General features: G+C 63.4%; 13 protein-coding genes. 5 read left to right on the forward strand and 8 right to left on the reverse strand.

Annotated features, from left to right (window positions below; all coding sequences use genetic code 11):
- Nucleotides 1-67 precede the first annotated feature (67 nt).
- From rbbA to HHJ17_RS13900, 3 genes are all read left to right on the forward strand, one after another.
- Nucleotides 68-2,755 carry a ribosome-associated ATPase/putative transporter RbbA gene (gene rbbA, locus HHJ17_RS13890; RefSeq protein WP_296506152.1) on the forward strand — a complete coding sequence of 896 codons (2,688 nt, stop codon included), beginning with the start codon at nt 68-70 and terminating at the stop codon, nt 2,753-2,755.
- A 2-nt stretch (nt 2,756-2,757) separates the two neighbouring features.
- The gene (locus HHJ17_RS13895; RefSeq protein WP_296506154.1) at nt 2,758-3,903 is read left to right on the forward strand and encodes an ABC transporter permease; all 1,146 of its coding nucleotides are present in this window, start codon (nt 2,758-2,760) and stop codon (nt 3,901-3,903) included.
- A gap of 297 nt (nt 3,904-4,200) precedes the next feature.
- Nucleotides 4,201-4,605: a VOC family protein gene (locus HHJ17_RS13900; protein WP_296506156.1), complete on the forward strand. Its 405-nt coding sequence runs from the start codon at nt 4,201-4,203 to the stop codon at nt 4,603-4,605.
- 90 nt (nt 4,606-4,695) lie between these two features.
- Here the strand turns inward: HHJ17_RS13900 and HHJ17_RS13905 are convergent, their stop codons facing one another.
- Nucleotides 4,696-6,975 (reverse strand): nitric-oxide reductase large subunit, encoded by a 2,280-nt coding sequence (locus HHJ17_RS13905; protein WP_296506158.1) that lies wholly within the window; start codon nt 6,973-6,975, stop codon nt 4,696-4,698.
- 274 nt (nt 6,976-7,249) lie between these two features.
- Here HHJ17_RS13905 and hemN point away from each other — a divergent pair, with 274 nt between their 5' ends.
- Nucleotides 7,250-8,641 (forward strand): oxygen-independent coproporphyrinogen III oxidase, encoded by a 1,392-nt coding sequence (gene hemN / locus HHJ17_RS13910; protein ID WP_296506160.1) that lies wholly within the window; start codon nt 7,250-7,252, stop codon nt 8,639-8,641.
- 104 nt (nt 8,642-8,745) lie between these two features.
- On the opposite strand, the gene HHJ17_RS13915 is transcribed toward hemN, so the two are convergent.
- Together HHJ17_RS13915 and HHJ17_RS13920 are read right to left on the reverse strand one after the other, a co-directional pair.
- Entirely contained in the window at nt 8,746-9,123 is a 378-nt protein-coding gene (locus HHJ17_RS13915; RefSeq protein ID WP_296506162.1) for a hypothetical protein, read from the reverse strand.
- 95 nt (nt 9,124-9,218) lie between these two features.
- Nucleotides 9,219-9,359 (reverse strand): hypothetical protein, encoded by a 141-nt coding sequence (locus HHJ17_RS13920; protein WP_296506164.1) that lies wholly within the window; start codon nt 9,357-9,359, stop codon nt 9,219-9,221.
- 355 nt (nt 9,360-9,714) lie between these two features.
- On the opposite strand from HHJ17_RS13920, the gene HHJ17_RS13925 reads away from it, so the two are divergent.
- On the forward strand, nt 9,715-10,356 hold the full coding sequence (locus tag HHJ17_RS13925) for a nitroreductase family protein (RefSeq protein WP_366557544.1): 642 nt from the start codon (nt 9,715-9,717) through the stop codon (nt 10,354-10,356).
- Here the strand turns inward: HHJ17_RS13925 and HHJ17_RS13930 are convergent.
- From HHJ17_RS13930 to acsA, 5 genes are read right to left on the reverse strand one after another with little or no spacing between them, the layout of a single operon-like run.
- Nucleotides 10,353-10,604 (reverse strand): phosphopantetheine-binding protein, encoded by a 252-nt coding sequence (locus HHJ17_RS13930; protein WP_296506165.1) that lies wholly within the window; start codon nt 10,602-10,604, stop codon nt 10,353-10,355. The two genes, HHJ17_RS13925 and HHJ17_RS13930, sit on opposite strands and share 4 nt — an antisense overlap.
- Entirely contained in the window at nt 10,601-11,839 is a 1,239-nt protein-coding gene (locus HHJ17_RS13935) for a dihydrolipoamide acetyltransferase family protein (protein ID WP_296506166.1), read from the reverse strand. Before HHJ17_RS13935 ends, HHJ17_RS13930 begins: the two co-directional genes overlap by 4 nt.
- A complete protein-coding gene (locus HHJ17_RS13940) occupies nt 11,836-12,825 on the reverse strand; it encodes an alpha-ketoacid dehydrogenase subunit beta (protein WP_296506167.1) in 990 nt (329 codons plus the stop codon). Before HHJ17_RS13940 ends, HHJ17_RS13935 begins: the two co-directional genes overlap by 4 nt.
- Nucleotides 12,825-13,841, reverse strand: a complete 1,017-nt coding sequence (gene pdhA / locus HHJ17_RS13945; RefSeq protein ID WP_296506168.1) for a pyruvate dehydrogenase (acetyl-transferring) E1 component subunit alpha — start codon at nt 13,839-13,841, stop codon at nt 12,825-12,827. Before pdhA ends, HHJ17_RS13940 begins: the two co-directional genes overlap by 1 nt.
- Complete coding sequence (gene acsA / locus HHJ17_RS13950; protein WP_296506169.1) at nt 13,838-15,616, reverse strand: acetate--CoA ligase; 1,779 nt, start codon at nt 15,614-15,616, stop codon at nt 13,838-13,840. Before acsA ends, pdhA begins: the two co-directional genes overlap by 4 nt.
- Nucleotides 15,617-15,670 lie beyond the last annotated feature (54 nt).

Raw genomic sequence — 15,670 nt, forward strand, 5'->3', positions numbered from 1 at the left:
CGTGACGGCCGATCCCGCCCGCCCCGTCGTTGCCCGCCTGCAGGGCATCACCCAGCGCTACGGCGCCGTGCTGGCGCTTGACCAGATCAACCTGAATATTCCCGCCGGCGCCATGGTCGGGCTGATCGGGCCGGACGGCGTCGGCAAGTCGACGCTGCTGGCGCTGATTGCCGGGGCGCGCCAGATCCAGAGCGGGCAGGTCGAGGTGCTCGGCAGCGACCTGGCCGACCGGCGCCAGCGCAACCTGACCCAGCCGCGCATTGCCTACATGCCGCAGGGCCTCGGCAAGAACCTGTACCCGACGCTGTCGGTGTTTGAAAACGTCGACTTCTTTGGGCGCCTGTTCGGGCAGAGCTCCCAGGAACGCCAGTCACGCATTGCTGAACTGCTCGCCAGCACCGGCCTGTCGCCGTTTCGCGAGCGGCCAGCGGCCAAGCTCTCGGGCGGCATGAAACAAAAGCTCGGTCTGTGCTGCGCGCTGATCCACGATCCCGATCTCTTGATCCTCGACGAGCCAACCACCGGCGTCGATCCGCTCTCGCGCCGCCAGTTCTGGGAACTGATCGACAGCATCCGTGCCCGCCGCCCCGGCATGAGCGTGATCGTCGCCACCGCCTATATGGAGGAAGCGGCGCGCTTCGACTGGCTGGTGGCGATGGACGCCGGGCGCGTGCTTGGCACTGGTACGCCAGCCGAACTGCTGGCGCGCACCGGCGAGACCACGCTGGAAGGCGCGTTCATCGGCCTGTTGCCGCCAGAGCGGCAGCGCGCGCACCACGAGCTGGTCATCCCGCCGCGCCAGCGCGATGGCGCACTGCCGGCGATTGAGGCCAGCCATTTGACGCAGCGTTTCGGCGACTTCACCGCCGTTGATGACGTCAGTTTTCGCATTGAGCGCGGCGAGATTTTCGGCTTTCTCGGCTCCAACGGCTGCGGCAAGACCACCACCATGAAGATGCTCACCGGCCTGCTGCCGCCGACCGAAGGGCAGGCTGCGCTGTTTGGCAAGCCGGTCAACGCGCGTGATCTGGCAACGCGCAAGCAGGTTGGTTACATGTCGCAGTCCTTCTCGCTCTATGGCGAACTGACCGTGTTGCAAAACCTGGACCTGCACGCGCGACTCTTCCATTTGCCGTCCGAGCGCATCGCGCCGCGCATGACTGAGCTGATCGAGCGCTTCAGCCTGGCGGCCTTTCTCGATGCGCCGGCGGCCGAACTGCCGCTCGGCATTCGCCAGCGCCTGTCGCTCGCGGTGGCGGTGGTGCACGAGCCGAAACTGCTGATCCTGGACGAGCCCACCTCGGGCGTGGACCCGATCGCGCGCGACGAGTTCTGGGCCCTGCTGGTCGAGTTATCGCGTGGCCAAGGCGTCACCATCTTCATCTCGACCCACTTCATGAACGAGGCCGAACGCTGCGACCGCATCTCGCTGATGCACGCCGGGCGGGTGCTGGCCAGCGATACGCCGACCGGTTTGCGGCTGGCGCGCGGCGCCACCACGCTGGAAGACGCCTTCATTTCCTATCTGGAAGAGGCCAGCGGCATCGCGCCCGCGACACCCGTGCCGGCGCCCGCGGTGGAGAAAAAAACCGCCGAACCGGCCACGCCACGGAAGGCCGGACCGCATGCGGCCTTCAGTCTGCGCCGCCTGCTGGGCTACGCCTACCGCGAAACGCTCGAACTGCGGCGCGACCCGATCCGCCTGGTTTTCGCGCTGCTGGGTTCGGTGCTGCTGATGTTTGTGCTGGGCTACGGTATCTCGATGGATGTCGAGGGCCTGCGCTTTGCCGTGCTCGACCGCGACCAGACGCCGGAAAGCCGCGCCTATGTGCAAAACATTGCCGGCTCGCGCTACTTCATCGAGCGTGCGCCGCTCACCAGCAGCGACGACATTGACCGTCGCATGCGGCGGGACGAGTTGTCGCTGGCGATTGAGCTGCCCGTCGGCTTCGGGCGTGACCTGCGGCTCGGACGCCAGCCCGAGGTCGGTGTCTGGGTCGATGGCGCCATGCCCTACCGCGGCGAGACGGTACGCGGCTACGTTGAAGGCCTGCACCGCCAATATGTGAGCGAACTGATCGTTGAAGCCACCGGCGCCCAAGCCGTCCAGGCCGCGACGCTGGAGGCACGTTACCGTTACAACCAGGACTTCAAGAGCCTCTATGCCATGGTGCCGGCGGTGATTCCGCTGCTGCTGATCTTCATCCCGGCGATTCTGATGGCGCTCGGCGTGGTGCGTGAAAAAGAACTCGGCTCCATCACCAACCTGTATGTGACGCCGGTCACGCGCCTTGAATTTCTGATCGGCAAGCAGTTGCCCTACATCGCCATGTCGATGCTCAGCTTCTTTCTGCTCTTGCTGCAGGCCGTGTTCGTCTTTGGCGTGCCGGTCAAGGGCAGCCTGCTCGCGCTGTCCTTCGGCGCCCTGCTCTATGTCACGGCCACCACCGGCATCGGCCTGCTGATCTCGACCTTCACCCGCACCCAGATCGCGGCGCTGTTTGGCACCGCCCTCCTGACCATGCTGCCGACCGTGCAGTTCGCCGGTCTGACGACGCCGGTTAGCTCGCTGGAAGGCGTGGGCTACTGGATCGGGCAATTTTTCCCGGCCACCTATTTCCTGATCATCAGCCGCGGCGTCTTCACCAAGGCGCTCAACCTCACGGATCTCGCCAGCCAGTTCTTGGCGCTGGCCGCCTTCATCCCGGTCCTCACCTTGCTGAGCCTGGCGCTGCTGCGCAAGCAGGAGAAATAGGCATGCAGAATAATCGTTTGCTCACCAGCCTGTCCAACATCTACCGCCTCGGCCTGAAGGAACTGCGCAGTCTGACGGCGGACAAAGTGCTGCTGGTGCTGATCGTCTGGGCCTTTTCCGGCGGCATCTACGTGGCCTCCACGGCAACCTCGACCGAGCTGCACAACGCGCCGGTGGCGGTGGTGGACGAAGACCAGTCGCCCCTGTCGCGGCGTCTGGTCGATGCGCTTTATCCGCCGTATTTCAAGGCGCCGGTGCTGATTGCATTGAAGGACATTGATCCGGTGATGGACAAGGGAATTTACTCTTTCACCATCGTTATTCCGGCCAATTTCCAGCGCGACCTGGTGGCCGGCCGGCACCCCGAAGTGCAGCTCAACATCGACGCGACCAACATGAGCCAGTCCTTCATTGGCGCGAGCTACATCCAGGCCATTGCGGCCGGTGAGATCAGCGAATTCCTGACCGGCACGCGCGACACGGCGACGCTGCCGATCCAGCTGGCCACCCGCGTGCGCTTCAACCCGAACCTGACCGGCGCCTGGTTCGGCGGTGTCATGGAAGTGATCTCCAACATCACCATGCTGACCATCATCCTGGTCGGTGCCGCGCTGATCCGCGAGCGTGAGCACGGCACCATCGAGCATTTACTGGTCATGCCGCTGGCACCGTTCGAGATCATGCTGGCCAAAATCTGGGCCAACGGACTGACCGTGCTGCTCGGCGCGACGTTCGCGCTGACGGTGGTCATCCAGCAGGTGTTGCGGGTGCCGATTGCCGGTTCGGTGCCGCTTTTTGTCGGCGCCGCCGCGCTCTACCTCTTTGCGGCCGCGTCCATCGGCATCTTCCTCGGCACGCTGGCGCGCTCCATGCCGCAGTTCGGTCTGTTGATCATCCTGACCATCGTCCCGCTGCAACTGCTGTCGGGCGGCGTGACGCCGCGCGAAAGCATGCCAGCTCTGGTGCAAAACATCATGCTGCTGGCCCCGACCACCTATTTTGTGCGGCTGGCGCAGGCCATTCTGTACCGCGGTGCGGGCGCCAGCGTGGTGTGGGCCGACCTGCTGGCCATGCTCGGCGTCGGCAGCATTTTCTTCACCCTGGCGCTGGCGCGCTTTCGCAAGTCGGTGACGCAGACCCAGGTGTAGACCGTCTGTTCGGCCTGTGGCGCAAGAATATAGGCTGAATCGGCCTCTAGCCCTCGTCCTATATGCGTAAGCAGCTATGAAAATAGTAGTGATTTGGTCGGGCGCAAGCAGCCGACGCAGCAGGCACCGGGCTGGAAGCTGGCAAAAATGAGCCAAGTCCTCGTGCGATAGGGATCGACAATTGTCTGCCGTTCGCTGGGCCTCGCTCTTCACACGGGAGACAGCGTGCAATTCAACAGGCGTTCCACGCCGCAACCTGGGGAGGCGGGTGGACGCTGAATAAATGGAATCTTCACCATGCTGGATCATGTCTTCCTCTCCGTCACCAACCTGAAGCGATCCATCGACTTTTACGAAAGAATCCTGGCCCCGCTGGGCATCAGCCATGTCATCGACTATGACGGGGCCCATGGTCCAGCCGGACACCCGGACTTGAAGGGATTCGGACGGGACGGCCGCGTCGCTTTCTGGCTGCGTCTGGGCAACGCGGATGCCGGCGCCGCCCATATTGGTTTCGTTGCCAACAGCATTGAAGAAGTTGACGCTTTTTACAAAGAAGCAATCGCGGCAGGCGCCACTGACCAAGGTGCGCCGGGTGCGCGTCTTCACTACGACCCCCGCTACTACGCGGCCAACGTACTTGATCCCGACGGCTACAGTCTGGAAGCCGTTTATAAAAGTTGGCAGCATCCACAACCCTAGCGGGTAAAACCCGGCCAGACGAAAAAAAGCGTCCGCCAACCGGGGCTTAACCCCAAGTTGGCGGACGCTGGACAGGCCGAGCGGCTTTGCTTACGCTCTTTTGGCGACCGCCACGGGCACTTGCAGTGGCAGTTTACGTTTGCCACCGGTCAGCAGCTTGATCGCGAACCAGGCCAGAAACAGGGTGCCGATGGTGAAGACGATATCGCCCGGCACCCGCATCCAGACCAGGGTTTCCATGAACGGCGAGTGAATCACTTCCGGTGAACGGGCAAACCACATGCCCTTGGTGATGCTGGCCCAGGCCTGGTAAATACCGGCTGGCACCAGCGAGATGAACACCATCATGGCCAGGCCAATATTGAGCGACCAGAACATCGGGGCCAGCAGCTTGTCCGACCAGGCGGCGCGGCTTGAAAGACCGCGCAGACAGAACAGCAACAAGCCGATACCCAACATGCCATAGACACCGAACAGCGCGGCATGGCCGTGGGCGGCGGTCATGTTCAGGCCTTGCATGTAATACAGGGCGATCGGTGTATTGATCGAGAACCCGAGCAAACCGGCCCCGACCACGTTCCAGAAACCGACCGCCATGAAACACAGAATCGACCACTTGTAGCTTTGCACCCAAGGTGCCGCTTTGGAGCGTTGGTAGTTGCGATAGGCTTCGACACCGATCATGGCCAACGGGACGACTTCCAACGCGGAGAACATGGCGCCGATGGCGATCACGAAGGTTGGCGTGCCGGTGAAGTACAGGTGGTGCAAGGTGCCCAGAATGCCGCCGAACAGGAACACGATGGTTTCCAGCACGATGGCGCTGTTGGCGGTGCTGGCGCGGATCAGGCCGAGACGGGTGAACAGCAGGGCAATCACGGCGGTAGCGAACACTTCAAAGAAGCCTTCCACCCACAGGTGGACCAACCACCAGCGCCAGTACTCGATCATCGAGTAATGGGTGTGCGGACCCCAGGTCAGTGACGTGGCGTAGAAGCCGCCGATGCACAGCGCCGCCAGGAACACCATGGCAATCAGGCCACGGCTCTCGGACGGTGTCTTCAGGGCAGGCCAAAGCCCACGGCCCAGCAGTGTGACCCAGAACAACAGGCCGATGAACAACAGCACTTGCCAGACGCGGCCCATGCTGGTGAATTCCAGCCCCTGGTTACCGATCCAGAACGAGAAGTCATTGCCCAGATGCTGCAAGCTGCCGAGCCAGCCGAAGGCGGTGGAGCCAACCACGATGAACAGCAGGGCGTAGAACAGCACGTCAACGCCGAGTTTCTGGTATTTGGGTTCGTGGCCGGAGATTGCCGGGGCGATGTACAGACCGGTCGCCAGCCAGGCGGTGGCAATCCACAAGACCGCAAACTGGGTGTGGATGGTGCGGCTCACGGTAAACGGCAGGATCTGCGCCAGCGGGAAGCCAAAGAAGCTCTGGCCCTCGACCGCGTAGTGCGCGGTGATCACGCCCATGCCGACTTGTGCCAGGATCAGGCCGATCACGACATAGAAGTACTTGCGCGTCGCCTTCATCGAGGGCGTCGGCTTCAGATCGAACAGCGGATCGGTCTTGGGCGGGGTGGGGTCGCCCTCTTCTTTGCTGATCGAGTGGTAGAAAATCATGCCCGCAATGGCGGCGATCATGAAAATGATGCTGGCGATCGACCAGATGCCAGCGCCAGAGGTCGGGGTGTTGTCGACCAGCGGTTCGTGCGGCCAGTTGCTGGTGTAGCTCAGGTCGGTTTCACCGGGACGGTCGGTGGCGGCCGACCAGGCCGACCAGAACATGAAGGCGGGCAGCGCTTGCAAATCCTGCGGGTCGGGCAGGGAGCCGGCGTTCATTGCATATTGTTCGCGCAGTTTGTCCAGCGAGGGGTCGCTGCCAAACAGGCTGACGTAGTGCTGCACGACCTGGCCCACCGCTTCGGCGCGTTCCGGCGACAGTGTGATGGTGTCGGTCTTGGCGTCATAGGTGTTGCGCCGCATCTCTACCTTGAGACGCGCATTGAGTTCGCCTTGCTGACCGACACTCAATTGATCAAACGGCTTGCTGAATTCGCGCTGCGCCCAGACGGCACGCAGTGCCAGCGCTTCGCGATGCAGCCAATCGGCCGACCAATCGGGCGCCACATAGCTGCCATGGCCCCAAACGGAGCCCAGTTGCTGGCCGCCGGCCGACAGCCAGGCTTCCTGGCCGCGCTGTACCTGGCCTTCGGAGAACAGGACGTCGCCCTTGGTACTGATGACTTGTTTGGGAATTGGCGGCGCCGTCAGGTAAATCTCGGTGCCGACCCAGCCGAGAACGGCAAAAGACAGTACACAGATGACGGCGAGCCAGGTCCAGAGTTTGCGTGTGGCATGCATGGCAAAGATTCCTTATTGGTGATTTGAAAATTTCAGTGAACAGAGCGTGAACCCGGCAGCACTTAAGAGGCATTCTAAATGCATCTATCGCTAAGATGCAATTTAAATGCTTCTTTTAAAAAGAAATTTCGCAACCTTGCGCCGGTCCATCCCCTGGCGCGGGATCAAAGCCCCTGCCGGGGTCAGGGTGCCCGGTCGAAGGTCGCATAATGAGCCGGTAAAAAGGCCTGTCCGCCAGCGGCAGGCCCTGAAAAAATTATTGACAGGTCATCCCATGAACACTTTGCCAGACATCGAATTTTCCGAAGAACTGATCCGCCGCTTTGACAAACTCGGCCCGCGCTACACCTCGTACCCGACGGCCGATCGGTTTCATGAGCAATTTACCGAGCAAACCTACATCCCGTACCTGGCGCAGCGCAACACGGCGGGACGCACCAATCCGCCGTTGTCGATTTACGTCCATTTGCCGTTCTGCGAGTCGTTGTGCTACTTTTGCGCCTGCAACAAAATCATCACCCAGGACCACAGCCGCGTCACCGAGTATCTGCGTTACCTGTCAAAAGAGATGGCGATGGTGGCCGCCCAGTTGGGCCCGGACCGGCGCACGGCGCAGCTGCATTTTGGCGGCGGCACCCCGACTTTTCTGAGCCCGGACGAGTTGCGCGAACTGATGGCGATGCTGCGCAGCCACTTTGAGTTCTTGCCCGACGCCGAACTCGGCATTGAAATCGACCCGCGCACCGTCAGCGATGACACCATGGCGATGCTGGGCGAACTGGGCTTTAACCGCACCAGCTTTGGGGTGCAGGACTTCGACCCCGATGTGCAGCAGGCCGTGAACCGGGTGCAGCCGTTCGAGATGGTCGAGAAAGCCGTCACCGCCAGCCGCAAGGCGGGCTTTGAGTCGATCAACGCCGATCTGATTTACGGTTTGCCGAAACAATCGATGGAGAGCTTCAACCGCACGCTGGACCGCGTGATCGAGCTGGCGCCCGAGCGCATCGCGCTGTACAACTACGCCCATCTGCCGAGCCGCTTCAAGGCGCAGCGCCTGATTGTGGAAGCCGATTTGCCGTCCGCCGAACTGCGCTTGCAGATTTTCCTGATGTCGGTGCGCCGCTTGCTCAATGCCGGCTACATCTACATCGGGCTTGATCATTTTGCCAAGCCGGAGGACGAGTTGAACCGGGCGCGGCTGGACAAGAGCCTGCACCGCAATTTCCAGGGTTACACCACCCGTGCCGACTGTGACCTGATTGGCTTCGGCGTTTCCGCCATTGGCAAAGTGGGCAACTCCTACAGCCAGTCGGTGCGCACCGTGAAGGGCTATTACACGTTTCTGGATTCCAATCGGCTGCCGATTGAGAAGGGCTTTTCACTCAGCGCGGACGATGTGTTGCGCCGCCAGGTGATCATGGAACTGATGTGCAGCGGGCCGGTTGATTTTGCGGCGATCAACAAGGCGCACGGCATCAACTTTGGTCTCTACTTTGCCGAGGAGCTGTCACAACTGAAGCTCTATGAAGAGGCCGAGTTGATCAAGGTTGATGCCCACAGCATTCAGGTCACGCCCAAGGGCCGGATGTTTGTGCGCGCAGTGGCCATGGTGTTTGACAAATACCTGATGCAGCAAACCAGCGCCAAGTACTCCAAACTGATCTGAGCACCAGCAATCCAGTCCCATGCCGGGGCTGGATTGCGATGAATTTAGGTCAAATAAGCCTCTAGCCCCCGTCCTGCTTGCGCAGGCAGCTATTAAAACAATAGCTAGTGCGCCGGCCGGACGCGCGTCACCAATTTGCCGTGCGGCAGGGTGGCCAGCCGGCTGAACATGCGGCGGCAGTAGCCGGTGATGCGCAGACATTTGTTGATCTCGTCGACCGGCAGCGGGCCGGACACCACCACGATGTCATTGGCGCTGTCCAGTGAGCCCGCGGCCCGCAGCCGGCGGCGCGCTGTGGTGGCCCAGGAGTGGATGCGGCTCGGGCTGCCATGCTCATGCAGCATGCCGGTGCTGACATTGAACGCAATGGCGACATTGTCTGTTTTCAAGCGCAGACGGTGTTCCCCGGTGACCACGCTGGCAGGCGTACTCATGTCGTACAAATGGTAGCTGCCCTCTTTGAGCTGGTACTGCAATGCCATGGACTCTCCTCGTTGAAGCGTATTGTGGGTTGCCGCCAGTGTAAGTAAAGTCAAAGAAGCGGCTGAAAACCAAGCCTGTTCGCTGGGATGGCGCGCTAGTGAGGCGTGGCGCTGGCCGGGACCGCCGGGCTGTCGTCCGTCAACCAGTTGGGCGGGTAGAGGCTGAAGGCGGCCGAGGTGGCGGCCACCACCAAGCCTGCGGCGACCAGTATCAGGATCAGTTTTTTGCGTGTCATGTTCATCCCCTTGAAAAAGGCAGGTGCGATGCCCATACCTTGAGCCTGCATGCTAGGGAGCCCGACTGTGCTGCATTTGAGAAATATCAACGCCTGTCGCGCCGCAAGTTTTAGAGTGCAGGGGTGTCCGGGCAAATGCTTGATTCAAATGTCTGTCCACAAAAATGTGGGTTTCCCTTAAGTGGGAAAGTTCCTGGTGTCTCCGACACTGGGAAGGATGAAGGCATCCTCAGACTGACCGAGCGGTCAAGCGCTTGGTTGGGGACCTTCACCGGGCCCGCCAATTCGCAAGGATTGGCGGGTTTTTATTTTCGCCACGCACATCAGGAGTTCAAACATCAGCACCTTAACCAAAATGGCCCTGGGATTGATCGGCCAGCTCAAGCCGCAACCCGCCGCTGGCGCTGCCGCCAGCACGATGTCCCTGCCGCCGGCCAGCACCAGCGGTGGTGTGCCGCTGATGCAGGCGCTGGCGCAGCGCCAGTCGCTGCGTGTGTTCGACCCGGCGCCGCTCCCTGAGCAAACCCTGTCCGATTTATTGTGGGCGGCCGCTGGCGTCAACCGCCCCGAGCTGGACGGCCGCACCGCCCCCAGCGCGATGAATGCGCAGGAAGTGGATGTTTACGTGGCCTTGCCCAATGGGCTGTTCCGCTATGTGGCCCCGACCCATACGCTGCATCTGGTGACGGCGTCCGACGTGCGCCGTGTCACCGGCTATCAGGATTTTGTGGACACGGCGCCGCTGGACCTGGTGTTTGTGGCCGACTTTTCCCGCATGAAGCTGGTGCCCGCCACGCAGCGCGAGTCGTATGCTTCCGTGGCGGCCGGCGCCATGGCGCAAAACGTCTATTTGTATTGCGCTTCGGCCGGGCTCTCGACGGTGATCCGCGCCTGGATCGACCGCGGCGCGCTGGCGCAGGCGCTGGGCTTGAATAACGACCAGCAGGTGCTGCTGGCGCAGACCGTCGGGCGGCCCGGCAAGGCAGACGCGCCTTAAGCCAGTCGGGTTTGCAGGTAGTCCAGCACGTCGTTGAGGGAGATCAGCCGGGCATAGTCCGCTTCGGCAATCTCGACGCCCAGGCGTTCATGCAGGCTCACCAGAAAATTGAGCCAGTCCATGGAATCCAGATCCACCTGCTGGCGCAAAGGCCGGGTCAGTTCCAGCGTCTCGGGTTCCAGTTCCGGCGCAATCGAATGCAACGCGGTTAAAACCGTGTTCAGCAGGGTCTGGCGGTCGGTTGTCATGGGGGGCTTCCTGGGTTGATACCCGCGTTCTGGCCGGTCTCCGCCAGCGCTTGTGGCCGCTGCAGCCACTCGCGCAGCTCGGCCAGAAACAAGGCACCCCGGTGGCCGTCCGAGGCCCGGTGATCGGCGGCCAGGGTGGCGCACAGCAGCGGTTGTGCGCGCAGCTCGCCAGCCTGCACCCAGGGCCGCACGGCCACGCGGCCAAAGCCCACCAACGCCACCTGCGGCGGATAGATCACGCCGAACACCGACTCCACGCCCTGGTCGCCCAGATTGGTGACGGTGAGGGTCGGGTCGCTCATCTCGGAGCTGCGCAGCGAGCCGGCCCGGGCGCGCTTGACCAGATCGGCCAGTTCAGGCATCAGCTGCGTCAGCGGTTTATCCCCTACATCGTGCAGCGCCGGGGCCACCAGACCGCCGCCGCGCAGCGAAATCGCCACGCCGGCATGCACGGCCGCACTGGCCTGAAACTGCCCGTCGCGGTAAAAACCATTGAGCTCGGGTGTGCGTTTGAGCGCCATGGCCACCGCTTTGAGCAGCAGCACGGCAGGCAAAATGCGCTCGGTGATCGGCAGGCCTTCGTTGCGCTGTAGTAACCAGGCCAGCGCGTTGGCCATCGGAATCGTCTCCGACAGGTAGTAGTGCGGAATCTCGCGCTTGGAGCGGCTCATGGCGGCAGCGATTGCTTTGCGCATTTCCTTCTGGCGATCCGGCATGGCGGGTGCGGCTGCGGCAACCCCCGTCGCGGCATCGCGCGCCCGCGCTGCGGCCTCTATGTCGGCCAGCGTGACCGAGCCCTGCGCGCCGGTGCCGGGCACGCTGTCGGGGTCAATACCGAGTTCCTTGGCCCGCTTGCGCGCCGAGGGCGACACCGCATGCCGGGTTGCCACAGGCACTTTTGCGGGCTCCGGCACGCGCTGCGGAGCAGATACCTGCGCGGTGGCGGGGACTGCTCTGGCCACTGCTTCAGGTGCCACCGCTGGCGCGGGCGCCACTTCGCCCGTCGCCAGCAGCGTCGCCAGTACCGCGCCCACCGGCACCTTCTCGCCAGGTTGCACTAGCAACTCATGCACCACGCCGTCGTGCCAGATTTCGACATCCACCGCCGCTTTTGACGTGTCCACCACCGCCACCACCTGGCCGCGCTTGACGGCCTCGCCCGGTTTGACCTGCCAGGTCAGCAGCGTGCCTTCGTCCATGTCGGCGCCGAGCGAGGGTAATTTGAATTCGATCATGCCGCGCTTCCCAGCAAGGACCGCACCGCGGCGATGATTTTTGGCACCTGCGGCAGCGCCGCCTCTTCCAGGTGGCGGGCATACGGAATCGGCACCTCCTCGCTGCACACCCGCGCCAGCGGCGCATCGAGGTCAAAGAAGGCTTGCTCGTTGATGCGGGCCATCACTTCGGCGGCCAGGCTGCCGGAACGCCAACCCTCGTCAATCACCACGGCGCGCCGGCACTTGCGCACCGAGGCCATGACGGTGGCGTCGTCGAGCGGACGCAGCACCCGTAGATCGATCACCTCGGCGGCAATCCCTTCGGTCGCCAGTTCCTCCGCCGCGCGCAAGGCTTTCGGCAGGCTGCCACCAAAGGTGATCAGGCTGACATCGGTGCCGGCGCGGCGCACGCGGGCGCTCTGGATGTCCACCGGACGCGACTCATCGTCCGGCAGTTCGCCCTCCATGTTGTAGAGCTGCGCATGCTCGAAGATCAGCACCGGGTCCGGGTCGGCCAGCGCCGGTGCCAGCATGCCGCGTGCATCTTCGACCGTGGCGGGCACCAGCACGCGCAGGCCCGGCACATGGGCATACCAGCCCTCAAAACTGTTCGAATGCTGGGCCGCCACCTGGCGCCCGGCGCCGGTGGCCATGCAGATCACCAGCGGCACCGAAAACTGGCCTCCCGACATGTGGTGCAACATGGCCGCCGTGTTGACAATCGGGTCGAGCGCCAGCAGGCTGAAATTGACCGTCATGATTTCGACAATCGGCCGCATGCCGCCCAGCGCGGCACCGATGCCGGCGCCGACAAAACCCAGTTCGGACAGCGGCGTATCGAGGATGCGCTCCGGGCCGAACTCGTCGAGCAGACCCTTGGACACCGCGTAGGTGCCGCCGTAGCGACCGACGTCCTCGCCCATCAAAAAGACCCGTGGGTCGGCCTGCAGCGCGTCACGCAACGCTTCGCGCAACGCCTCGCGGTAAGTGATGCGCCGGCCCATCAGAGGCTCGCCTCCTGCCGGGTATGAACGTCGCGCAGCAGGTCTTCCACCGGCTCCCAGGTGCCGGCTTCGGCGAAGGCCACGGCGGTATCGACCTCGGCCTGGACGGCCGCATCCAGCGCCAGAAATTCGTCTTCCGAGAGAACGCCCTGCGCTTTCAGGCGGGCGCTGTAGGTGTGGATCGGACCGCGCGTTTTCCAGGCTTCCACCTCTTTTTTGTCGCGGTACAGCTCCGGGTCGAACATCGAGTGGGCGCGAAAGCGGTAGGTCTGCAGCTCGACAAATACCGGACCGTTCCCCTGTCGCACCTGTTGCGCGGCGCGCTGCACGGCTTCATACACGGCCACCACGTCCATGCCATCAACCCGCACCGTGGCCACGCCATAGGACGCCGCCTTCAGGCGCAGATCCGTCTGCGATTCGGAACGCGCCAGCGCCGTGCCCATCGCATAGCGGTTGTTCTCGCAGCAGAACAGCACCGGCAGTTGCCACAGGGCGCTCAGGTTCATGGCCTCGTGAAAAGCGCCCTCGGCGATCGCACCTTCCCCGAAAAAGCAGGCCGTCAGCGCCACGCGCTGGGCCATTTTGTCGGCCAGCGCGAGACCGGCCGCCAGGGGCAGACCACCGCCGACGATGGCCTGGCCGCCAAAGAAGCGGCGGGCGCGGTCAAACAGGTGCATGGAGCCACCGCGCCCGCGCGAACAGCCCTCTTGCTTGCCATACATCTCGGCCATGATCGGGCCCATGCCAACGCCGCGCAGCAACGCGTGGCCGTGCTCGCGGTAGGTGGCCACGAGGTTGTCTTCCGGTAGGAGCGCGCGCAGGGCGCCGGCGGCCACCGCTTCCTCGCCGATGTACAGGTGCAAAAACCCGCGAATCTTCTGCTGGCCATACAGTTCGGCCGCCTTTTCCTCCATGCGGCGGATGCGCAGCAGGTCGGACAACAGGGCCAATGCAAATGGCTTGTCCCAGGGGACCGGGCCAGTCGGCGGTGGCGGCACTTCAAAATCAGTCACGCGCCGCCCTCCAGGGTCGAGGTATCGCCTTCCGGCAGACCGAGTTCGCGCGCCTTGAGCAGGCGGCGCATGATCTTGCCGCTGCGGGTGCGCGGCAAGGTTGGCAGAAAGGCAATTTCTTTCGGTGCCACGGCGGCCCCGAGGCGCTTGCGCGCATGCGCCATGATGTCCAGGCGCAAGGCCTCGTCGGGTGCATAACCGTCCTTCAGCGAAACAAAGGCTTTGACCACTTCGCCCACCATCGGGTCGGGCTTGCCGATGACGCCGGCTTCGGCCACCGCCGGGTGCTCCATCAGCACGCTTTCGACTTCGAACTGGCCAATCAGGTGGCCAGCCGACTTGATGACATCGTCAGCCCGGCCAACGAACCAGTAATAGCCATCGGCATCGCGCTTGGCCAGATCGCCCGTCAGATAGAGGTCGCCATCAAAGCACTTGCGGTAGCGGGCCTCGTTGTTCAGGTAGCCGCGAAACATGGAGGGCCAGCCACTCCGCAACGCGAGTTCACCTTCCACATCGGGGGTGTCGATGAGGCGCACCCGTGGCGGCTCGCCCTCGGCCTCCAGGTGCTCGACGATGCAGGCCTCGATGCCGGGCAACGGCCGGCCCATCGATCCCGGCTTGATGTCAAAGGCCGGCGTGTTGGCAATCATGATGCCGCCGGTTTCGGTTTGCCACCAGTTGTCGTGGATCGGCAGTCCCAGTACCTCCTTGCCCCACCAGACGGCCTCCGGGTTCAGCGGCTCGCCGACACTGGCGACAAAACGCAGAGCGGGCCAGCGGTGCTGGTCCGCCAGCGCCGCGCCGGCTTTCATCAGCATGCGGATGGCGGTGGGCGCGGTGTACCAGACGCTGATGCGCTCCTGCTCCAGCAGGCTGTACCAGCGCTCGGCATCAAATTCTTCGCGGTCGATCAGCGAGGTGACGCCGTGCAGCAGTGGCGCGATGATGCCGTAGGAGGTGCCGGTGACCCAGCCGGGATCGGCGGTGCACCAGTAGCGGTCTTCGGGGTGCAGGTCGAGCGCATAGCGCCCGGTGGCATAGTGGGTGACGACCGCACCGTGCACATGCTGCGCCCCTTTGGGCGTACCGGTGGTGCCGCTGGTGAAATGCAGCAGCGCGGGGTCGTCCGGCTGCGTCGCCACCGCGCTGAATTCATCCGACGCGTTACGCATGAGCGTGGCCAGGTCCAGCGTGCCCGGCGCATGGGTGCTGCCGCCGTCCTCGGCCACCAGCAGCACATGGCGCAGCGAGGGCATCTGCTCGCGCAATGACTTGAGCTTGCGTTGGTAGAGCACGTCGGTGGTCACCAGCACCTGGCCGGCACCGAGGTTGATGCGGGTGGCAATGGGCTCGGGGCCGAAGGCGGAAAACAGCGGCGTCACCACCGTGCCGTTCTTCAGCGCGCCCAGTACCGCCACGTACAGCTCGGGAATGCGCCCGGCCAGCACAAACAGCCGGTCGCCTTTGCCCATCCCCAAGCCTTGCAATACGTTGGCAAAGCGATTTGTTTGCCGCGCCAGTTCGCTGTAGCTCAGGTCCAGCGCAGGCGCCTGGCGTGCGACAAAACGCAGTGCAATGTGATCCCGCAGCGCGCCGCTGGCATGGCGGTCCACCGCTTCAAACCCCATATTCAAGCCACCGCCGGGCAAACCTTGCAACGCCTGTCGGGCAAGCTCCCAGGAGAACGCACGGCGTTCACCCTCGTAGTCAGTCCAATTGGGGGACGGGCGTTGGTCCGACGCGGTTTTGTGGATGACTGATGCTCTCTCCATGCTCCTCCCTGTGTGAGCAAGCTGGGTTTTTGCCCGGCTGCATGAGCTCTCGCT

It is taken from the genome of Rhodoferax sp. (assembly GCF_012927445.1).
In the GTDB taxonomy this organism is placed as follows: Bacteria; Pseudomonadota; Gammaproteobacteria; order Burkholderiales; family Burkholderiaceae_C; genus Rhodoferax.